General features: G+C 44.9%; 18 protein-coding genes. 5 read left to right on the top strand and 13 right to left on the bottom strand.

Translation table 11 applies throughout. From position 1 onward, the window contains the following. Positions 1 to 4 precede the first annotated feature (4 nt). The 10 genes from R7M72_RS04200 to nrfB form a co-directional block, all read right to left on the bottom strand. The gene (locus tag R7M72_RS04200; RefSeq protein ID WP_054577694.1) at positions 5 to 1,387 is read right to left on the bottom strand and encodes a di-heme oxidoredictase family protein; all 1,383 of its coding nucleotides are present in this window, start codon (positions 1,385 to 1,387) and stop codon (positions 5 to 7) included. A gap of 92 nt (positions 1,388 to 1,479) precedes the next feature. Continuing rightward, a complete protein-coding gene (locus R7M72_RS04195; RefSeq protein WP_199266795.1) occupies positions 1,480 to 2,742 on the bottom strand; it encodes an imelysin family protein in 1,263 nt (420 codons plus the stop codon). Positions 2,743 to 2,916: 174 nt separating this feature from the next. Further along, positions 2,917 to 3,513 carry a GTP cyclohydrolase II gene (locus R7M72_RS04190; protein ID WP_025767283.1) on the bottom strand — a complete coding sequence of 199 codons (597 nt, stop codon included), beginning with the start codon at positions 3,511 to 3,513 and terminating at the stop codon, positions 2,917 to 2,919. A gap of 271 nt (positions 3,514 to 3,784) precedes the next feature. Further along, a complete protein-coding gene (locus R7M72_RS04185; protein WP_020480909.1) occupies positions 3,785 to 3,961 on the bottom strand; it encodes a hypothetical protein in 177 nt (58 codons plus the stop codon). A gap of 145 nt (positions 3,962 to 4,106) precedes the next feature. Next, positions 4,107 to 4,517: a heme lyase NrfEFG subunit NrfF gene (gene nrfF / locus R7M72_RS04180; RefSeq protein ID WP_033905650.1), complete on the bottom strand. Its 411-nt coding sequence runs from the start codon at positions 4,515 to 4,517 to the stop codon at positions 4,107 to 4,109. Continuing rightward, positions 4,504 to 5,037 (bottom strand): DsbE family thiol:disulfide interchange protein, encoded by a 534-nt coding sequence (locus R7M72_RS04175; RefSeq protein WP_009706895.1) that lies wholly within the window; start codon positions 5,035 to 5,037, stop codon positions 4,504 to 4,506. The genes nrfF and R7M72_RS04175 overlap by 14 nt, the downstream gene beginning before the upstream one ends. Next, the gene (locus tag R7M72_RS04170; RefSeq protein ID WP_318056045.1) at positions 5,015 to 6,922 is read right to left on the bottom strand and encodes a heme lyase NrfEFG subunit NrfE; all 1,908 of its coding nucleotides are present in this window, start codon (positions 6,920 to 6,922) and stop codon (positions 5,015 to 5,017) included. Before R7M72_RS04170 ends, R7M72_RS04175 begins: the two co-directional genes overlap by 23 nt. 9 nt (positions 6,923 to 6,931) lie before the next feature. After that, positions 6,932 to 7,903 (bottom strand): cytochrome c nitrite reductase subunit NrfD, encoded by a 972-nt coding sequence (nrfD, locus tag R7M72_RS04165; RefSeq protein WP_005376835.1) that lies wholly within the window; start codon positions 7,901 to 7,903, stop codon positions 6,932 to 6,934. Continuing rightward, on the bottom strand, positions 7,900 to 8,586 hold the full coding sequence (gene nrfC / locus R7M72_RS04160) for a cytochrome c nitrite reductase Fe-S protein (RefSeq protein ID WP_005376833.1): 687 nt from the start codon (positions 8,584 to 8,586) through the stop codon (positions 7,900 to 7,902). The genes nrfD and nrfC overlap by 4 nt, the downstream gene beginning before the upstream one ends. 1 nt (position 8,587) lies before the next feature. After that, a complete protein-coding gene (gene nrfB, locus R7M72_RS04155; protein WP_005376830.1) occupies positions 8,588 to 9,190 on the bottom strand; it encodes a cytochrome c nitrite reductase pentaheme subunit in 603 nt (200 codons plus the stop codon). Between the two features lie 450 nt (positions 9,191 to 9,640). On the opposite strand from nrfB, the gene nrfA reads away from it, so the two are divergent. After that, complete coding sequence (nrfA, locus tag R7M72_RS04150) at positions 9,641 to 11,068, top strand: ammonia-forming nitrite reductase cytochrome c552 subunit (protein WP_031778935.1); 1,428 nt, start codon at positions 9,641 to 9,643, stop codon at positions 11,066 to 11,068. 118 nt (positions 11,069 to 11,186) lie between these two features. On the opposite strand, the gene R7M72_RS04145 is transcribed toward nrfA, so the two are convergent. From R7M72_RS04145 to gyrA, 3 genes are all read right to left on the bottom strand, one after another. Beyond that, complete coding sequence (locus tag R7M72_RS04145; RefSeq protein WP_005376825.1) at positions 11,187 to 11,741, bottom strand: hypothetical protein; 555 nt, start codon at positions 11,739 to 11,741, stop codon at positions 11,187 to 11,189. Positions 11,742 to 11,783: 42 nt separating this feature from the next. Next, positions 11,784 to 12,407, bottom strand: a complete 624-nt coding sequence (locus R7M72_RS04140) for a tetratricopeptide repeat protein (protein WP_031778934.1) — start codon at positions 12,405 to 12,407, stop codon at positions 11,784 to 11,786. 124 nt (positions 12,408 to 12,531) lie between these two features. After that, a complete protein-coding gene (gene gyrA / locus R7M72_RS04135; protein ID WP_318056044.1) occupies positions 12,532 to 15,252 on the bottom strand; it encodes a DNA topoisomerase (ATP-hydrolyzing) subunit A in 2,721 nt (906 codons plus the stop codon). Positions 15,253 to 15,727: 475 nt separating this feature from the next. On the opposite strand from gyrA, the gene ubiG reads away from it, so the two are divergent. The 4 genes from ubiG (at position 15,728) to yfaE (ending at position 20,717) form a co-directional block, all read left to right on the top strand. Then, the gene (gene ubiG / locus R7M72_RS04130; protein ID WP_005376820.1) at positions 15,728 to 16,435 is read left to right on the top strand and encodes a bifunctional 2-polyprenyl-6-hydroxyphenol methylase/3-demethylubiquinol 3-O-methyltransferase UbiG; all 708 of its coding nucleotides are present in this window, start codon (positions 15,728 to 15,730) and stop codon (positions 16,433 to 16,435) included. 501 nt (positions 16,436 to 16,936) lie between these two features. Further along, positions 16,937 to 19,219, top strand: coding sequence for a class 1a ribonucleoside-diphosphate reductase subunit alpha (gene nrdA, locus R7M72_RS04125; protein WP_005376819.1), 2,283 nt, complete (start codon positions 16,937 to 16,939; stop codon positions 19,217 to 19,219). A gap of 83 nt (positions 19,220 to 19,302) precedes the next feature. Then, the gene (nrdB, locus tag R7M72_RS04120) at positions 19,303 to 20,436 is read left to right on the top strand and encodes a class Ia ribonucleoside-diphosphate reductase subunit beta (protein WP_005376818.1); all 1,134 of its coding nucleotides are present in this window, start codon (positions 19,303 to 19,305) and stop codon (positions 20,434 to 20,436) included. Beyond that, positions 20,436 to 20,717 (top strand): class I ribonucleotide reductase maintenance protein YfaE, encoded by a 282-nt coding sequence (gene yfaE, locus R7M72_RS04115; protein WP_005376817.1) that lies wholly within the window; start codon positions 20,436 to 20,438, stop codon positions 20,715 to 20,717. Before nrdB ends, yfaE begins: the two co-directional genes overlap by 1 nt. The last annotated feature ends 48 nt before the right edge of the window (positions 20,718 to 20,765 follow it).

The following is a 20,765-nucleotide window of genomic DNA, read 5'->3' as shown; positions in this document are numbered from 1 at the left end:
TTCCTTATAGAGAATTCAGAAACGCAATCAATGCGTCACGTTCTTTTTTGTTCAGTGCTAAGACGTTTTGTTTCGCCGTTTCAGCTTCGCCGCCGTGCCACAACACCGCTTCCATCAGGTTACGAGCGCGGCCATCATGTAGAAAGTAAGTGTGTCCGTTTACTTCTTCGGTATAACCAATGCCCCATAGCGGTGCTGTTCGCCACTCGCGGCCGTTTGCTTGATATTCCGGACGGTTATCGGCTAAGCCTTCACCCATGTCATGCAAAAGCATGTCGGTGTATGGGTGGATAAGCTGCTCAGAAAGCGCTGGTAACTCTGGTCGTTTCGCCGTTTTAACACTGGTCTTGTGGCAGCTTTCACAGCCAGACGCAGCAAAGATTTGCTGACCAAGTTTCACGTTAGGGTCATTGACATTACGGCGAATAGGTACAGCTAAGTGCTGGCTGTAAAACTCTACGAAGTCGAGAATATTTTCACTCACTTCTGGTTTGCCGCCATTTGGCATGTCGTCACAAATGCTTTGTTTCGAGGTACAGTTTTCATTTGGGAATAAATGGCTCGTAAGACCCACATCACCATTAAATGCTGCTGCATTTTGCTGCATTAGCGTCGGTTGTCCTGCTTTCCAGCCAAAACGACCAATCGAGAAGTCGTCCTTCTCAATATCCCACACCTTATTGACTTTGCCTGAGATACCGTCTTTGTCGGCATCTTGTTCATCAACCCAAGCAAGTAGCGTTTCGTCGGGAATACTCTCTAACAAACCAAGGCCGATCATTGGCGGTGCCACGCGTGCTGAGAACTCGGTATCAGGGTGCATATCGCCGTAACCCAGATCGGTAATGTTCAAATGAGGTTTTCTTAGCGTCACCGTCGTACCGTCTTTAAATTTCACTGGGACATCGGTGTAAGTGATTTCGATTTTGCCTTCTGGCGTTTGATCCTGCAGGGCGAAATCTTGAAGCTGACCACCATAAGTCGGCTCAGGTATGCCACCGTCTTTGATGTAGGCTTTCTTTTGTTCTGGCGTCATCGCAGGAATGCTTAAGCGCACTAACATAGACACGGCATGTAAATCATCTTTCTCTGGCGGATGACCACGACCGTCTTTGATGTGACAGTTCTGACAACCATTGGTGTTAAAAAGCGGACCTAGGCCATCACGAGCGTCTGTTGACGCTGGCGCTTGTACCCAAGGGTTGCGGAAAAAGCTGTTACCCACACTAAAATCTAGGCGTTTGCTCATCGGCAGGTTGGCAGCAGGAAGAGAATAGGCATTCGCGCCATCTTTTTTAACACTGGTTTTGCCACCAGACTTAACATCGTAAGCCATGGCAGAAGAAGAAAGGATCGCGGCTAGCGCAGAAATTAGGTATGGCTTCATATCATTGCTCTACATAGACAACAAGGGTGATAACAACGAGCTCAAACGGCAAAAGGGCTCACAAAGAGCCCTTATTTATTATGGTTTTCTTATTAAAACTCGTGGTCAGCAGTATCAGGGCTTAGGCTGTCGATGCCGACAATGTTTGCCGCTCGCTCAATCGCACCAGTTTGCGCTACCAACGACATGATGGTGTCGTTTACCAGCGCGTTGCCTTGTGCGTTACCCGCCGCAATAAGTTGGTCAAAATGCTGGTTATTCTTCTCTGCAGAAGTCACTAGCTCACCAACTTGGCTAAGTGTTGTATCAAACTGCTTTTGAATGTCGGTCGCGGCTTTCTTATCTTTTTGAGCAACAAGATCAGCAATACTTGGACCAGATAGCTCTTTGCCGTTTACACCTTTGTATGTACCTGTGTAAACGTTGTAGATGCCTTGCTCGTTGTAGTAGTGAGAATTATGCGTGTTGTCTGAGAAACAATCGTGCTCGTCTTCAGTTGAGTTCGCTTCTAGTGCCACTTTCATGCGCTCACCCGCTAGCTCACCTAGAGAAAGAGAACCCATGCCGAATAGCATCTTACGTAGACCATTGTCCGCTGAGTCGTTCAGTAGCTCTTCACGGTAGTTACCTTTTACTTCAGCAGACCACTGCTTTTCCATCCACTCAAGGTCTTGAACCAGTAGATCAGCGGCTGCTTTTAGGTACTCTCCACGACGCTCACAATGGCCATTCGTACACTCAGAACCCACAACGAAATCAGTGTAAGCACGTTGACCTGCACCCGCGTTAGTGCCGTTTAGGTCTTGACCCCAAAGCAAGAATTCAATCGCGTGGTAACCTGATGCAACGTTTGCCTCAGAACCGCCTACTTCGTTTAGATCCGCTAGCAATTCTGGGGTGATTTTTGAAACGTCCAGTTTAGAAGCACCGATCTGTAGGCTAGTGTTCGCGATGATGTTGGCAGCCGCACCTTCGTTACCCAATTCGTATTGGTAGTCCGCTGCTACGTAGTCAATCAGACCTTCATCAAGTGGCCATGCGTTCAGCTGACCTTCCCAATCATCAACAATCGCGTTACCAAAACGGAAAACTTCAGACTGTTGGTAAGGCACGCGAGAATCTAGCCAAGCTTGTTTTACTTCTTCAAGCTTTTTCGCTGATGGTGATTTTAGAAATTCGTCGATTTTTACGTCAAGCGCCTTCGCTGTTGTTACTGAATCAGCAAACACAGCATGGGCAACGTCTGCGTAATGTTCGACTACTTGTTGTTTAGTTACTGTGGCAGCAACGGTAGAACCACTGGCAATGAGGAGTGATGCAGCAATAGATTGGACTAAAACTTTTTTTGCATTCATCTGAAGCATCCTTGTTGAGCTTTTCAATTATCGTATTGGTAGTGCTAATTATTCTTATTTGCACTTTAGTCTCGAGATAATACAAATTTACAATTTATTTGCAACTCCAGATACAAAAAAACCTCATAAAAATGAGGTTTTTCACAGACTTTATTGTCAGTTTTATCTTTAGGATTAAACCTTTAGGTCATGTTTTCCGTGAGAGACTTTTGCCTTCAGATAATTTTCGTTGCCATCTTTGATATGTGCAGAGGTATTGACAACCTCGCCAATTTCAATTCCGTACTCAGATAACTCACGGATTTTCTTAGGGTTGTTCGTCACAAGGCGGATCTTATTCACGCCTAAAGCTTCTAGCATTTGTGCTGCTTCTGTGAAATCACGCAGGTCATCATCAAAGCCCAAATGGTTGTTAGCTTCGTACGTGTTCATGCCCTGGCTTTGTAAGCGGTATGCATCGATCTTATTGTACAAACCAATACCACGACCTTCCTGACGGAGATACAAGATGATACCACCGGACTCGCCCATGCGATTGATCGTCTCTTCTAGTTGCTCACCACAGTCACAGCGTGAAGAGTGGAACACATCGCCTGTCAAACACTCAGAGTGCATACGAACTAAAGGCATGTCCTGAGTTTGGTCCGCTTGTTTAAAGATAATAGCAACATGCTCTTTGTCTGTCTTCAGACCATGGAAAGACAGAATTTCGGCATCAATGTTACTTTTTGCCCCGACTTTAAAATCTACTCTGGCACGTACTTCCGCCATATCTATACTCACTCGATTTATTGCTTGATGCGCTTGATGCGTTTTCGTTATTGCATTCATGGGATTTACTCGTTGCTCTTCAACTATGGGGACTGATACCGCATTTTGCAATATAGAGATCACAATTGAGGGCAGTTATCCACTCAAGACAGCAAAAGAGAACCACTCTCCAACTGAACAATTGTTATATTATAACAATTTAAAAAAACTACAATAAAAAACCCCAGACAAATTTTGTCTGGGGTTTCAAGAAGGTCGTTTGGTCTATCTTTTAATGGGTCTGACTGCGCTTCCAAACGGCGAGTTCAATCCAAACTGCTTCGAGTTCTTGGATTTCCTCGTCGGTCAACACGGCGAGCGTTGAAGTAACTTGAGGCAGGTTCGGTGATTGCAATGCACGAATCTGCGAATAGAAGTCTTTTTTAAGTTGTAATATAACTGAATCCACTGCGTGCACCTATGTCGTTCTTTATTACTTATCCAGCTCAAAATTTTTATTTTCTTTATACTGGAAACTTCATAAATTCGGAAAAATGATAACATTCTGCTTGTTAAGTGCACAATTTATTTTTAATAGTGGAATAACGGTCACATTAATTACGCTTCACCATTCGGATCGAATATAAGACAAAAAAGATCAAAAATAGCACAGGAAAGATCCACAACAGCGCCGTGGAATAATTTAATGGTGGTTGATACAGAACAATATTCCCATAACGAGCAACTAGATAGTCCTTTATTTCTTGATCTGAGCTGCCTTCATTGGCCATCGTATACACTTTCAACCTCAGGTCTTTAGCCGCTTGTGCATTAGACTCGACAAGGTTTTGGTTTTGACACTGCGGGCAGCGTAATGTCTTGGCTAACGAGGTTGCGCGCTGTTGCACTTCAACAGAATGAAACTCAAACAGATCAACATTCTGCTCTAAATCCGCACTTCTCGTGAAAGGGGAAAATAGTGTAAATAGGATTAATGTGAGGAGAAGATTATTAAATCGAAACATTCAAATATCCTGAAAATATATCGTTCCATTTATCTGCCGTTAACTCTCCACGATATTTGATCAATATACGACCATTTTGATCAATCAAGTAAGTTTCTGGTGTTCCTATAACGCCTAGCTCCACAGCGAGCTTTCCATTAGGGTCACTTATTACTTCAATATATGGGTTTCGTTTAGAGCTCAAATATTCACGAGCGGCTTGTTTTTGATCTCTATAATTCAGCCCAATAATAGGCACACCGAGTTCTGCTAACTGCAATAATTCTTCATGCTCTCGTTTGCATACTCCGCACCAAGATGCCCAAACATTCAATAATTTATATCCGTCGCTTTTGAACAACTGCTCAGAAACCATGTCATCAGAGATCAGAGAAGTAGAGCGAAAATTAGGTGTCTCTAAATTTCGTTGTGGGGACAATTCAACATGCGGTCGCTCAGACAAAGCCACCGCAGTTACTACTGCAAACACGGCAACAGCCACAACGAGACCAGCGAGTTTAAGCGTATTTCTCGATCGCATTGATAGCCTCTCTCCTTTTCTTTAGGCCTGTTAATAGCGCACCAAACACAGCTAGTAGCCCGCCAGACCATATCCACCAAATAACTGCGCGGTACTGAACTTTAATCGCATAAGCATGAGTGTCGACTTTATCACCCAATGTCACGTAATAATCGCCATGCCATAGTGAACGAATCGCAGGCTCGGTCATATTCATCACTCGCACAGGGTAATGACGCTTTTGCGGGTTGAAATTGAGCATGCGGCCATCTTCCAAGTGTAAGGTGATCTGTCCTTGTTCCGCAGTGTAGTTTGGCCCCACCAGCCATTCGATACCATGATAATCGATAGTGATCCCCGCCCTTTGCTGAGAACTGCCGGATTCGACACGTAAATTGTGTTCATATGAGTAGTGACTGTTGAATACAGCTCCACTCACCGCCAGCGCAAAACCGATATGTGCCATCACGATTGGCATGAGTTTGCGCTTATTGGAACAACGAAACAGCATAACGAGATGCGCCACAATCACCCAAGTAGCCAATATTATGGTTAGCAATACTTCGAAATGCAGTGCGTGCACTAAGAAGATAAACCCGATCCCAGAGACAAGAGATAACGCAATACTGATCGCAATATCAGCGCTTACACTCGGCACTGTGCCTTTTGTCCATTTCAGCAGCGGCATGAAAGCTAAGGCAATCAGAGCCAGTATGCTTAATGGGAAGATCAGACTATTAAAATAAGGTGCGCCAACTGAAATGTTTCCTAAACCGAGCAGTTGATAAACCATCGGATAAAAAGTGCCAAGAAAAACGATGGCAGTCGCAATAACCAGCAGCCCTTTGGCGATATAAGCAGTGTAAGCTCGGCTCGCTAGAGATTGAAGTTTGAAGCGAGGGAGTTGTTCTCCTCGCAAAATCAGTACGCCAAAAGTGATAATGACAAGCAAGCTCAATACACCAATCAGCACCAAACCTTTAGTTGGGTCCACCGCAAAAGCGTGCACTGAAGTCAGCACGCCAGAGCGCACCACAAATGTCCCTAAAATGCTTAGGCTGAACGTAGCAAACGCCAGTGCATAGGTGCTCCAAATTGCGCCTCTGTTACGTGTTGCGACAACACCGCTGTGCAACAAAGCAGTACCAGTAAGCCAAGGGAGTAGAGAAGCGTTCTCCACAGGGTCCCAAAACCACCAGCCGCCCCACCCTAGCTCATTGTACGCCCACCATGATCCCACCAAGATACCCAACGTGAGCGTTCCCCATGCAAAAAACGCTGCGCTTCGAGCAACCACATACCAATCGCTCATCGGTTGTTTACCCAATAGCGCTGCTAATGCAAAAGCTAATATTGCTGCGTAACCGACATAACCGAGATAAAGCAATGGTGGATGAATGATAAGCCCAACATCTTGCAACATTGGGTTTAGATCTCGTCCTTCCGACGCCAATACTTGGGCATACTCGAACGGGTTAGAGGTCATTAACGTGAACCAAGCAAATGTCGCAATAAGAAGGTTCATGATTCCAAAACAGTCACAAGTATATTGGGCGTTGAGCGGTGACTTAAATGCAATAAACGACGCCCATAAACTCAAGGTGACGACCCAAAACAACATGGAGCCTTGGTGCCCGCCCCAAGCGGCAGCAATCTTGAATGCTACGGGAAGTTGACTGTTGGAATGCGTAACAACATATTCCAACGCGAAGTTGTCTTGCACGAAGCAGACGATCAGAAGTGCTAAACAAATGAAGGAAGCTAAGCTAATGATGTGGGACATCGCGACTTGATGCGGCAATGTCGCCTTCTTACTCATAGCACGACGTAGCCAATGCAGCAACGATGCACAAGTCGATGTTACAGCCACCAATATCAGTAAGAAGAACCCTAGCTCAGCTTCCATTTATCCCCCTTACACTATGGTCATTTGACCGGCATATAGAATGAAAGTACGCAGCATAAGTACGCCAACCAAGCTCAACGTCGTGACCACAAAAACGTAACTGCCTCTGTGGCGCACTTCTGAAGGCGTTAACCAATTGAGAGTCAAAGGCGTTATCATGCCGATGAACACTACGCCAACCCAGAACCATTGAGCCCAGAATCCACTCGAAATAGCATTCCAAGCCGCGACTTCGTTCTGACCACCGCTGAAGATCAGTCCGGTAAAGAAGGTCACTAAGACAAACAGCTCAAACAATACTACTGGGCGTTCAAATCCGTGTACCCAAGACACACTTGGGCTGCTGGTCGACTCTTTAAATACCAAGATACCGAACATCAAGCATGCTGCTGCACCCGAGGACAAACTAGAGAACAGGAACAAGATTGGCAGTACTGGATTGTTTAGCATTGGGTAAGTCTTCAACGCAGACAATAGAAAGCCAGTGTACGCTGCAAGTACGATGGCTAAGAAGCCCAAGAATAATTCAATTGCGTTGTTGGCTTTCCCCGCCTTAATCAAAATGCCATCGGCAAAATCCAGCAGTTTGCTTGGTAACTTCCCTTCACAGAAGCTGATGATTTGATGGCGGAAGATAACGCCAATCCAAACAAACAGCACTAGCATGTACACTTGGAACAAGATCACGCCCATCGACATCACAGACGTTGGGTTGTAGTAGATCATGATCTTCCAAAACTCTAAAGGCTTGGTTAAATGGAAAATCAAAATTACCAACCCAGCAATGATGCCAAATGGTGCGAGCCAAGCCATCGCTTTCATGATGCCGTTGTTTGCGGGATCACCTTCAATCACTTTGCGTTTTAAATAGATAGAAATAATCACCGCACCCGCTGACATCCCAGCAAAGAATAAGTAAATCGCGATGATCCAATCCCAGACTAACGAGTCAAAGTGGAATGCACTTTCGAAGCCGTTCATGATGACACCTCCCCTTTGCTATGCGGAATTTTGTACAGTTTAGGTTGCGTACCTAAATGCGATTTATCGCGATAGACAACATGGCTTTCGATAGCTTTGCTCACCTCGCTAGTTGGGTCATTTAAATCACCAAAGATGAGTGCTTTTGTTGGGCAAGATTCCACGCAAGCTGGCTGCTTACCTTGCGCTAGGTTGGTATCACGGCAGAAGTTACATTTATCCGCAGAGTGATCGACTGGATTAAAGAAGCGCACTTGGTAAGGGCAAGCAGCAAGGCAATAACCACATCCGACACATTTCTCTTTGTGTACATCCACGATGCCGGTCGCTTCATCTTTGTATGCAGCGCCTGTTGGACAAACGTATACACATGGTGGGTTATCACAGTGCTGACAGGATTCACGAGTAAACTGGTATTTCACATCTGGGAACTCGCCAATCGGTTCACTGCGATGAATTTTAAGTCGCGTTACGCCTTCAGGGACTTTATTTACTTCGCGACAAGCATCGGTACAAGCGGTACAGCCAATGCAGGCATTTTCATCATGAACCATACCCATGCGTTTCGCTTGTTCACGGTTGCTGGTATAAAGAGAGGAGCTAACAACGGAAGTGCCTGCAACGCCTGTAGTTAAAATCAACGCGCCGCTGCCGGCTAAAAAGTTTCTTCTCGAACATTTCATGCTATCTCTCCTCTTCTTTGGCAAGTTCAGGTTCGACGGCAAATTCAGAGTGACAATCCACACACTGCTTGATCAGTTGTTTTCTGTCGTACGACAACGCTTTGGTTTTCGCTGTGTGTACATCGTGGCAATTTGAACAAGTGAGGTTTTTGGCGTGCACATCGTGCGTCCAGTGGCTTTCTCTCAGTTGTGTCGGTGCATGGCAATCCACACATCGGCTGTTGGCTTTAAGAATCATGCTTGGATCAAGGAACACTTTGTCGTGTACCTCTTTCGATTGCGCGGCAGAAAACTTAATCACATCAGGCGCGCCTTCACGGTGATCAGGGCCGATGTTGCTATGGCAGTTAGTGCAATTGAGCTGCTTACCTTGACTCAATAACGCTTGCGAATCATGCGATAGATTCAGAGTCTCTTTGGCGTCCTTATGACATTGAAGACACTTGTAGTCTCGGTCACGGATCAACTCGACTTGATGACGCTCAGCTTGAGCACCTTCAATCGGCTCTGAAGAAGTCGCATGGGCGGCGATGGAGAAACCATAGATGGCAAAGACGAAGAGAAGTTTCAGCATTGTCTCTATGGTCAATTTTATATTGCCCATATTGTTCTTTCCTTAGCTCGACAATAATTGATAACTATTCTCAATTATTTATTTGAGCGACAATTAATTTCCTCTGAAGATATTTTTTAGATCTTCAAATGACATCAATTCTTATTTCGGAAAGCCACAACGCTAAACCTATATTTATAATACCTCTATTATTCATAAGGGGTAGAAACACCTGCTCAAAAAGCGAACTAAATCACCCTATTTTTAAAAAGGTTAAAACCCCAAAGCATTGTAGAACAATGACTTAACAACTACCACTTTAGAGGTATATAAATTCAAACATGACTGAGATCACTGGTGTAAATTGATCTAAAACAAGACAAGATTCACTCACTATTTCATCTATCCAATTAAGCAATATTATTAATCGTAGATCTCCAGTTCTTATTTGGAATAGCTCCTCACAACGCTGCTAATAAAAACGAATATGGAGATAACACTGTGAGCATAAAACACTGGATGAGCGCACCTATTGCGGTTGCGACCTTATTCGCCAGCCAATTATTTTTGGTTGGCGCTCCGTTAGCGGCAGAAGAGAAGGATTTTATCGATCCTCGAAATGACGCCTTTGAACAGAACCATCCCGACCAATACCACTCTTGGAAAGCAACATCCGAAAGTGAGCACATAGAAGATGCTCTAAGTGAAGACCCAAACATGGTTATCCTGTGGGCAGGTTATGGCTTCGCGAAAGACTACAACAAAGCGCGCGGTCACTTTTACGCACTTGATGATGTTCGCCAAACCTTACGTACTGGCGCACCAACCGACGAGAAGTCCGGGCCTATGCCGATGGCGTGCTGGAGCTGTAAAAGCCCAGACGTTGCTCGCGTGATTGATGAACGTGGTGAAGACGGTTATTTCGAAGGTAAATGGGCACGCTTAGGCTCAGAAATCGTCAACCCTATCGGTTGTTCCGATTGCCACAACACGGGCTCTGAAGCCTTCAAGAAAGGCGAACCCGCGCTGGCACTGACTCGCCCATACGTCGAGCGTGCTTTTGATACTATTGGTAAAAACTTTGATGAACAGTCTCGCCTAGATAAGCAAGCATCGGTCTGCGCTCAATGTCACGTTGAATACTACTTCACCGGCCCAACTAAAGCGGTTAAATTCCCATGGGATATGGGCACCACCGTTAATGACATGGAGAAATACTACGACGCGTTGAATTTCAAAGATTGGACGCATGCCGTATCTAACGCGCCGATGCTAAAAGCACAACACCCGGGTTTCGAAACTTGGAGAGCGGGTATTCATGGTAAAAACAAAGTGGTGTGTGTGGACTGCCACATGCCTAAAGTGACCAAAGAAGACGGTACGGTGTACACAGACCACAAAGTGGGTAACCCATTTGATCGTTTTGAAGACACCTGTGCGCAATGCCATACCCAAACTAAAGAGCAGCTACAAGGCATCGTCTCGACTCGCAAAGCGCAAGTACTGAACATGAAGCTAACCGCCGAGAAGCAAATCGTAGCGGCACACTTTGAAGCAGGCGCAGCGTGGAAAGCAGGTGCAACAGAAGCAGAGATGGAACCTATCCTACAAGATATTCGCCATGCACAATGGCGTTGGGACTACGCGATTGCTTCTCACGGTGTCCACATGCATGCTCCTGAGGTAGCACTAGAAGTACTTGGTACTGCAGTTGACCGCGCTGCTGACGCCCGTACCAAGTTGGTTCGCTTACTGGCAACCAAAGGCATTACTGACCCTGTTCAAATTCCAGATATCTCGACCAAAGCGAAAGCACAGCAAGCACTGGGCATGGATATGGATAAGATGAACGCAGACAAGAAACACTTCCTAGAAACGGTGGCACCAGAATGGGATAAAGCAGCAGCTGAACGCGAAGCCACATATTAGTCTAACTTGCAGAGGTTAGTTTATAGATACAACAAGGGGCGTACTGAACGCCCCTTTTCTTTCTTTATTATCTTTATCTCTTCATCCTGATTCTATCGAGAGACAAAAATCGAATGTACTAGCGACGAGGAAGCCTAGGTCTAGGTTGAATATTTGGACGTGCTTTAGGTATCTGCACATTTGGACGAGCAACTGGACGCTGGATCTTCGTTTCCGGTAATGCTTTTCTTTGTTGAACCTTTTCTTTCACCGCCTTGCCTTGTAAAGTCGCTGGTTCAATATGCTCCGGACGATTCTCCCATTGGGTTCGAATCTCTTGCTTTTGCTCGTCAGGCAGTGATTGCCAATGATCGTCAAGTTGGCGTTTCATGTTATCGATATTGGCGGACATATCGTCGTCTTTCCAATCTTCGACTTTGTCTTTGATGGATTGCTGTTGGTCTTCATCTAAACCATTCCACCACTCTTCCAGTTTCTCTTTGTATTCATCGTCGTTATCGCAACAGCCCGGATAGTAATAAATCCAGTAGTCGTCATGATCGTACCACCACGGGTCGTAGTAACCCGATGAATAATAAACCGTAGAGGAAGAGCCAGAATGATCGGAAGAGCTACAACCCGCCAGCACAGAGCCGCACAGCAAAACCAATATGCTTAGTGCTTTATTTTTCATTCGTTGCCCACCTTTCTCTCTATTGCTTGTTAAATTGTACGCTTACAATAGCTCTTTTGCTTTGTTAATAGAGTTAATGATTTGCACCCTATCTAAATTTGGATCATTAGAATCTAATAATATTACCCAGGCATCAATCGCTTCCTGAAATCGGAATGACAGAAAATGATCATTTGCGATCAAAGACAAAGCGGCTTCATTGTGCGGTTCTATCTGCAAAGCTTGCTCCAAAAGCAAGCTAACTTCTTGCGTCATTGATTGCTGGTGAATGTAGTACAAGGTCGTCGCCTTTGCAGCAAGTTGCGTGGCACTGACTGGCTCAGTCAGTTGGATCGCGTAATCAAAACAAATCAGCGCGCCATCAAATTCCCCCTCTAGCAGGTAGCCCTGCCCGAGTTGGAACCACAATTCAGCGTTGTTCGGATCTTCACGCAACTGGTCTTGAATCTCTTTCATGATGTCACGAGCAGTCATCATTCGTGACATTTCCGCTTGTATTGGTTTAGGCGGTGTTTGATGCAGCAATAAGAAACTGGCACTCGTCACGACAAGTACTAACAGGCAAAAGCCAAACCATTGAGCAGGTTTAACTTTTGATGCACTCAGTGATAAGAGTACGATAAACAACCCCATCAGAGTGATGGCAGCGAAAAACCAAACAGACATAACACGTCCTGTAAACAAAGATAACGTCAGTGTACGCATTTCTTACTTTAAATGCGTTGATACAGATACAAAAAAGCCGAGCAACTAAGGGCTCGGCTTTTCATATCAGGATAACGATGTAAGATTACTCTTCGTTACCTTCCTCTGCATCATCAGCAGCTGGAGCTTCTGAAGCGTCTTGCTGCGTATTTTCGCCTGTTGACTCTAACGCTTCTGCATCTTCATCAGCAGGCAGCTCTTCATCATCAACTTCTTCAATACGTTGCAAACCAACAACTGATTCATCTTCCGCAGTACGGATAAGCGTTACACCTTGTGTGTTACGACCAACCTGGCTAACTTCACCCACACGAGTACGTACTAACGTGCCAGCGTCGGTGATCATCATCATTTCATCACCTTCAACAACCTGGATAGCACCAACTACCGGGCCATTTCGCTCAGAAACTTTGATAGAAACTACACCTTGAGTGCCACGACCTTTTGTCGGGTACTCGCTAAGTGCTGTACGTTTACCATAACCGTTTTCTGTAACCGTTAGGATATCGCCTTCGTGCGAAGGAACAATAAGTGATACAACTTGGTCATTTTCAGCCAGTTTCATACCACGAACACCAGAGGCGGTACGACCCATAGGACGAACACCTTTAAACTTGATCTCTGGCTGACCATTCTCATCAAGAACTGGTTTACCATTTTCATCAAGTACTGGAATCTCTTCTGCTTCTTTAAAGCGAACCACTTTACCCGCTTTAGACAACAGCATGATTTCGTTTTCGCCGTTAGTGATATCCACACCGATTAACGAATCGTCTTCACGTAGGTTCACAGCGATTAGGCCGTTTGAACGTACGTTTGCAAACTGGTTCAACGGCGTTTTCTTAACCGTACCGTCACCTGTTGCCATGAAGATGAATTTGTCTTCAGAGAATTCATCAACACGTAGAATCGCGGTAATGCGCTCACCTTCTTCTAATGGAAGGATGTTCACAATTGGCTTACCACGCGCAGTACGGCTCGCTAGAGGCAATTGGTAAACTTTCAGGCGGTATGTCTTACCACGAGTAGAGAAACACAAGATGTTATCGTGGGTATTCGCCACTAGAAGACGCTCGATATGGTCTTCATCTTTCATCTTAGTCGCACTCTTACCTTTACCACCACGGCGCTGTGACTCGTAGTCGCTCAGTACTTGGTACTTAACGTAACCACCGTGAGATAGAGTAACCACAACGTCTTCACGTGCGATCAGCTCTTCCATGTCAATATCATGGCTCGCAGCTGTGATTTCTGTACGACGAGCGTCACCAAAGCCGTCACGAACCGCTTCAAGTTCTTCACGGATCACTTCCATCAAACGCTCAGTGCTCGCAAGGATATGCATGAGTTCAGCGATTTCTTCTAGAAGTGTTTTGTATTCGCCAAGAATCTTCTCGTGTTCTAGACCTGTTAGTTTATGTAAACGTAGATCTAGGATAGCTTGTGCTTGTTGCTCAGTCAGGAAGTACTGACCATCACGAATACCATATTCAGGCTCTAGCCATTCAGGGCGCGCAGCATCTGTACCAGCACGCTCTAGCATTGCTGAAACGTTGCCTAAATCCCAACCACGAGCGATAAGACCCGCTTTTGCTTCAGCCGGTGTAGGTGCCTTACGGATAAGCTCAATGATTTCATCAATGTTAGCAAGCGCTAGAGCTAAACCTTCAAGGATATGAGCACGTTCACGCGCTTTACGCAGTTCGAAGATAGTACGACGTGTCACAACTTCACGACGGTGATCAACGAAGCACTTCAGCATATCTTTTAGGTTGAATAGCTGTGGCTGGCCATTGTTTAGGGCCACCATGTTGATACCGAAAGTGGTTTGCAGCTGAGTCTGAGCGTAAAGGTTGTTTAGAACTACTTCGCCCACAGCATCGCGCTTACACTCAATAACAATGCGCATACCGTCTTTATCTGACTCGTCGCGCAGTGCACTGATGCCTTCTACTTTCTTATCTTTAACTAGCTCAGCGATCTTTTCGATCAAGCGAGCTTTGTTCACCTGGTAAGGAATTTCAGTGACGATAATGGTCTCTTTACCATTCTTCTCCACTTCGATGTCCGCTTTCGAACGCATGTAGATTTTGCCACGACCTGTTTTGTACGCGTCTACAATGCCTTTACGACCGCTGATAAGCGCCGCCGTTGGGAAATCAGGACCAGGAATGTAATCCATTAGTTCATCAATAGTGATTTCTTCATTATTGATGTATGCAAGACAGCCATCAATCACTTCGCCAAGGTTATGAGGCGGGATGTTGGTTGCCATACCTACTGCGATACCAGAAGCACCGTTAACCAATAGGTTTGGAATTTTAGTTGGAAGAACCGCTGGGATCTGCTCAGTACCGTCGTAGTTTGGTACGTAGTCTACGGTTTCTTTGTCTAGGTCAGCCAATAGTTCATGGGCAATTTTGGCCATTCGAACTTCGGTGTAACGCATTGCCGCAGCAGAGTCGCCATCGATCGAGCCAAAGTTACCTTGACCATCGACCAGCATGTAACGAAGCGAGAACGGCTGAGCCATACGTACGATTGTGTCGTACACAGCACTATCACCATGTGGGTGATATTTACCGATTACGTCGCCGACAACACGGGCTGATTTTTTATATGGTTTGTTCCAATCGTTGCCTAGTACGTTCATCGCGAATAAAACGCGGCGGTGTACTGGTTTTAGGCCATCACGCACATCTGGAAGAGCACGACCCACGATGACTGACATCGCATAGTCTAGATATGAACCTCTAAGCTCATCTTCAATGTTTACGGGCGTGATCTCTTTAGCTAAATCGCTCATAGAGCCATTATCCCTCTATTATCTGATCGTAATTACGATACGTGTAAGGTGCAAAAATATAACACACAATTCATCACTTCGGCATCACTTTCCCTCTCCTTTTATCAGGTTGTGAGCTTGGTTATGAATCAAATGTCGAGAATTTGCACACTCATCCCATATCTTTCTGATTAGTGGTTATATTTCGGTCAATATTGAGCAAAATCGGACTCTTTACGCGGAAAAGCGATGTAAATTCCTTTAACTACACAACGCGAAAATGCAGGTTTTAGAGTTATTGTCACTGGCACCAGTTCAAGGATGAACCAAAAACAATAGTTAGCGCTTTACAAATTACAGGCACCTGTCTCGATTGCCGCGCCAGTGAACTCTGTCATTGTCCCTTAACTAAGCACATCGAGGTTGTTTGGGTGTAAAACGTTGGAGTATACTGGCGCCCTCTAAAGGACTCAGATTGAATGCAATAAAACCAATTATGACTAAAGCACAAAACGTCGACCCAAGTGAAATTAAGAAATTCGAGGACATGGCTTCTCGATGGTGGGATTTAGAAGGCGAGTTTAAGCCGCTTCATCAAATTAACCCACTTCGTTTGAACTATGTACTTGAAAAAGCAAATGGCTTGTTTGGCAAGCGCGCACTTGATGTCGGCTGTGGTGGTGGCATTCTTGCTGAAAGCATGGCAAAAGAAGGCGCTATTGTGACGGGGCTTGATATGGGTAAAGAACCATTAGAAGTCGCGCGACTACATGCATTAGAAACAGGTACTCAACTGACCTACATTCAGAGCACAATAGAAGACCACGCTATAGAAAACGCAGGAACTTACGATGTCGTGACTTGTATGGAGATGCTTGAACACGTTCCAGATCCTCTCTCCGTTATCCGCTCTTGTGCTGCACTAGTCAAACCCGGTGGTCACGTGTTTTTCTCAACTTTGAACCGAAACATTAAGTCGTACTTATTTGCTATTGTCGGTGCTGAGAAGCTTCTTAAGATTGTTCCTGAAGGCACTCATGAGCACGATAAGTTTATCAAGCCAGCCGAAATGATGAAGATGATAGACCAAACTGACCTGACGGAAATGGGCATTACTGGGCTTCATTACAACCCTCTAAATGACAGCTACAAACTCGGTCGTAATGTAGATGTAAACTACATCGTTCATACTAAAAAATACTGAACGCTATTAAGTTAAAAAATGAGTTTTGTGATTGACATTTTTTAAAGAAAATGAATCGGAAGCGGTAGCACATAGTTGCCGCTTTTTTTGTCTTTTTATGGCTAAAATTCGTGCTCTAGATTCCATTTTGACCAAGCTATTTTTCGTAGATAAAAACGGCCAAAGATCAAGGAAAATATTTTTGCATGCGGTTATTTCTAAACCGATCTCGAAACCGTACTTTTAACCATTCAAGTCTGCCCTTTTCTCATCGGTTAGTGTTCACTTACTGATTTTTTTCATTTTGTCAGTTATCCACAAGTCATCCCCGATCTGTACCTTGATAAATCAGTGTAATAGCACTATCTTGTAACCCGCAAACAAATGAACCCCTATATGTTGTGTTTAAGCGACAATATATAGATAGACTTTGATCACAAAGCCGCCGCAAGCTTTACTCATATTGCACATAAACAAACAAAAATACGGCTTTTATCAGTTTTCTTAGGGAAATAAAGCAGAATGAACCAACAACTTACCGTCACCAAGCGTGATGGCCGTAAAGAAAGTATCGATCTGGATAAAATCCACCGCGTTATCACTTGGGCTGCAGAAGGTCTAGATAATGTTTCGGTTTCTCAAGTAGAACTTCGCGCTCACATCCAGTTTTACGACGGCATCACAACGACAGATATTCACGAGACAATCATCAAGTCTGCGGCAGACCTGATCTCTGAAGAGACTCCGGATTATCAATACCTAGCTGCTCGCCTAGCGGTATTCCATCTGCGTAAAAAAGCGTATGGCCAATACGAGCCACCAACGCTTTATGATCACGTGTCTCGCCTCGTCGATATGGGTAAGTACGATCAACATATTCTAGAAGACTACACAAAAGCAGAACTCGACGAACTTGATGCGTACCTCGACCATAAACGCGACCTAAACTTCTCATACGCGGCAGTTAAGCAGCTAGAGGGTAAGTACTTCGTACAGAACCGTGTTACGGGCCAAATTTACGAAAGTGCTCAGTTCTTGTACATCCTTGTAGCAGCGTGCTTATTTGCGAAATATCCAAAAGCGACACGTCTTGATTACATCAAACGTTTCTACGATGCGACATCGACATTTAAGATTTCTCTACCTACGCCAATTATGTCTGGCGTGCGTACCCCTACTCGCCAGTTCAGCTCATGTGTTCTGATCGAGTGTGGAGACAGTCTTGATTCTATTAACGCAACAGCAAGCTCAATTGTTCGTTATGTATCTCAGCGCGCTGGTATTGGTATCAACGCAGGTCGTATCCGTGCATTAGGCTCAGAGATTCGCGGTGGTGAAGCATTCCACACTGGTTGTATTCCGTTCTACAAGTACTTCCAAACAGCAGTAAAATGTTGTTCACAAGGTGGTGTACGTGGTGGCGCAGCTACTGTGTTCTACCCAATGTGGCACGGTGAAGCACGCTCACTAATGGTACTTAAGAACAACCGTGGTGTTGAAGAAAACCGTGTTCGTCACATGGACTACGGTGTTCAGTTAAACAAACTGATGTACCAACGTTTAGTTGAAGGCGGCAATATTACGCTATTCTCACCATCTGATGTACCTGGTCTGTACGACGCATTCTTCGAAAACCAAGAAGAGTTTGAGCGTCTATACGTGAAGTACGAGAACGATCCTTCAATCAAGAAAGAAACGGTTAAAGCGATTGAAATGTTCACTCTGCTAATGCAAGAGCGTGCATCAACGGGTCGTATCTACATCCAGAACGTGGACCACTGTAATACTCACAGCCCATTTGATTCTGAAGTCGCTCCAGTTCGTCAGTCGAACCTATGTTTAGAAATCGCACTGCCAACGAAACCATTAACTAACGTTGAAGATGACTCAGGCGAGATCGCACTGTGTACGCTTTCTGCATTCAACTTAGGTGCTATCAAGTCTCTAGATGATTTCGAAGAGCTATCCGATCTTGTTGTTCGTGCGTTAGATGCACTGCTTGATTACCAAGATTACCCTCTACCAGCGGCATACAAATCGACTATGAACCGTCGTACGCTAGGTGTTGGTGTGATTAACTTTGCTTACTACTTAGCGAAGAATGGCGTGAAATACTCTGACGGTAGCGCGAACGGCCTAACTCACCGTACGTTCGAAGCAATGCAGTACTACCTATTGAAAGCATCTGTAGCACTGGCGAAAGAACAAGGTAAGTGTCCTTCATTCGACGAGACGAACTACGCGAAAGGCTTACTGCCGATTGATACGTATAAGAAAGATATCGACCTAATTTGTGACGAAGCGCTGCACTACGACTGGGACAGCCTACGTAAAGAAATTATGGAGCACGGCCTACGTAACTCAACACTGACTGCGCTAATGCCTTCTGAGACTTCTTCTCAGATTTCAAACGCAACTAACGGTATTGAGCCACCACGTGGTTACGTTTCAGTAAAAGCTTCGAAAGACGGTATCCTGAAGCAAGTTGTACCAGAGTTCACAGAACTTAAAGACAGCTATGAACTGCTTTGGAATATCGGTTCGAACGACGGTTATCTACACCTTGTGGGTATTATGCAGAAGTTTGTTGACCAAGCTATCTCTGCTAATACTAACTACGACCCGTCACGTTACGAGACTGGCAAGGTTCCAATGAAGAAACTACTTCAAGACCTGCTAACAGCGTATAAGTTTGGTGTGAAAACGCTTTACTACCACAACACTCGTGATGGTGCGAAAGATGAACAGAAAGACGCTGTTCAACCACAAGATGACGATTGTGCTGGCGGCGGTTGTAAGATTTAATCTTCCCGTACCTAGCGAACCCGTAAAGACAGACTATCGATAACCTCCCCCTTACGGGGAGGTTTAAAAGGAATTGAGGCATTATGGCTTACAGTACTTTTAACCAAAAAAAGAATGACCAATTGAAGGAACCAATGTTCCTAGGTCAATCAGTAAACGTTGCACGTTACGACCAACAAAAGTTTGAGATTTTCGAAAAACTTATCGAGAAACAACTTTCTTTCTTCTGGCGTCCAGAAGAAGTAGACGTATCTAGCGACCGTATCGATTACAACAAACTGCCAGATCACGAGAAGCACATCTTCATCTCTAACTTGAAGTACCAAACGCTTCTTGACTCTATCCAAGGCCGCAGCCCTAACGTGGCACTGCTGCCGCTTGTGTCTCTGCCAGAACTAGAGACTTGGATTGAGACTTGGTCTTTCTCTGAAACGATTCACTCTCGTTCTTACACACACATTATTCGTAACATCGTGAACGACCCTGCGGTGGTGTTTGATGATATCGTTGAGAACGAGCACATTCTGAAGCGTGCAAAAGACATCGCGCACTACTACGACGATTTGATTCAAGCGACGAATGATTACCATCGCTACGGTGAAGGTGAGCATGTCCTTAACGGTGAAACGGTTAAGGTTAGTCTGTACGATCTTAAGAAGAAGCTGTACATCTGTCTGATGTCTGTTAACGCATTAGAAGCTATTCGTTTTTACGTAAGTTTCGCATGCTCTTTCGCTTTCGCAGAACGCGAACTAATGGAAGGTAACGCGAAAATCATCAAGCTGATCGCTCGTGACGAAGCACTTCACTTAAACGGCACGCAGCACATGATCAACCTGCTACGTAACGGTCAAGATGACTTCACTTTCATGCAAATCGCAGAAGAGGCAAAACAGGACTGTTTTGACCTATTCAAAGAAGCGGCTGAGCAAGAAAAAGAGTGGGCAGAGTATCTATTCAAAGATGGCTCTATGATCGGTCTAAACAAAGACATCCTAAGCCAATACGTTGAATACATCACAAATATTCGTATGCAAGCGGTAGGTCTACCAGCAGCGTATCCAGAAGCAACAACTAACCCAATTCCATGGATTAACGCTTGGTTGTCTTCAGATAACGTTCAAGTTGCGCCTCAAGAAGCAGAAATCTCTTCTTACCTTGTGGGTCAAATTGACAATGAAGTTCGCGCAGATGACTTCGAAGGATTCGAGCTGTAATGGCAACACTCAAAATCAACAAACTGATCAGCATTGAATCCAACCCTTCCAATACGATTTTGGAAACAATGGAGCAAGCTGGCCTATTACCAGAATACAACTGCCGTGATGGGCACTGCGGCGCCTGTCGCTGCAAATTGGAGTCTGGTGAAGTGGAGTATGTTGGTTTTGCCATGGCTTACACACAAAGTGATGAAATATTACCTTGTATCTGTAAAGCAAAATCAGATTTGTCACTTAGCGGCGTTAACTACGCGATGAAAGAAAAGCAGCGCGCATAACGTTGACTCGACGGTATAAAATGCAAAAGCCAAGGTAATCACCTTGGC

Origin of the sequence: Vibrio sp. YT-18, assembly GCF_033337345.1 — a bacterium.
In the GTDB taxonomy this organism is placed as follows: Bacteria; Pseudomonadota; Gammaproteobacteria; order Enterobacterales; family Vibrionaceae; genus Vibrio; species Vibrio alginolyticus.
The sequence above is the reverse complement of the archived record's forward strand: the minus strand, read 5'-3'. Positions and strand labels throughout refer to the sequence as shown.

Bases quoted from the DNA above. Each gene is read 5' to 3' on its own strand.
- ubiG (WP_005376820.1), top strand. From the start codon at position 15,728: ATGACTAAAGCACAAAACGTCGACCCAAGTGAAATTAAGAAATTCGAG.
- R7M72_RS04175 (WP_009706895.1), bottom strand. From the start codon at position 5,037: ATGCGATCGAGAAATACGCTTAAACTCGCTGGTCTCGTTGTGGCTGTT.
- R7M72_RS04170 (WP_318056045.1), bottom strand. From the start codon at position 6,922: ATGGAAGCTGAGCTAGGGTTCTTCTTACTGATATTGGTGGCTGTAACA.
- nrfB (WP_005376830.1), bottom strand. From the start codon at position 9,190: ATGGGCAATATAAAATTGACCATAGAGACAATGCTGAAACTTCTCTTC.
- yfaE (WP_005376817.1), top strand. From the start codon at position 20,436: ATGGCAACACTCAAAATCAACAAACTGATCAGCATTGAATCCAACCCT.
- gyrA (WP_318056044.1), bottom strand. From the start codon at position 15,252: ATGAGCGATTTAGCTAAAGAGATCACGCCCGTAAACATTGAAGATGAG.
- R7M72_RS04195 (WP_199266795.1), bottom strand. From the start codon at position 2,742: ATGAATGCAAAAAAAGTTTTAGTCCAATCTATTGCTGCATCACTCCTC.
- R7M72_RS04200 (WP_054577694.1), bottom strand. From the start codon at position 1,387: ATGAAGCCATACCTAATTTCTGCGCTAGCCGCGATCCTTTCTTCTTCT.
- R7M72_RS04145 (WP_005376825.1), bottom strand. From the start codon at position 11,741: ATGAAAAATAAAGCACTAAGCATATTGGTTTTGCTGTGCGGCTCTGTG.
- R7M72_RS04190 (WP_025767283.1), bottom strand. From the start codon at position 3,513: ATGGCGGAAGTACGTGCCAGAGTAGATTTTAAAGTCGGGGCAAAAAGT.
- nrdA (WP_005376819.1), top strand. From the start codon at position 16,937: ATGAACCAACAACTTACCGTCACCAAGCGTGATGGCCGTAAAGAAAGT.
- nrdB (WP_005376818.1), top strand. From the start codon at position 19,303: ATGGCTTACAGTACTTTTAACCAAAAAAAGAATGACCAATTGAAGGAA.
- nrfD (WP_005376835.1), bottom strand. From the start codon at position 7,903: ATGAACGGCTTCGAAAGTGCATTCCACTTTGACTCGTTAGTCTGGGAT.
- nrfF (WP_033905650.1), bottom strand. From the start codon at position 4,517: ATGTTTCGATTTAATAATCTTCTCCTCACATTAATCCTATTTACACTA.
- R7M72_RS04140 (WP_031778934.1), bottom strand. From the start codon at position 12,407: ATGTCTGTTTGGTTTTTCGCTGCCATCACTCTGATGGGGTTGTTTATC.
- nrfC (WP_005376833.1), bottom strand. From the start codon at position 8,586: ATGAAATGTTCGAGAAGAAACTTTTTAGCCGGCAGCGGCGCGTTGATT.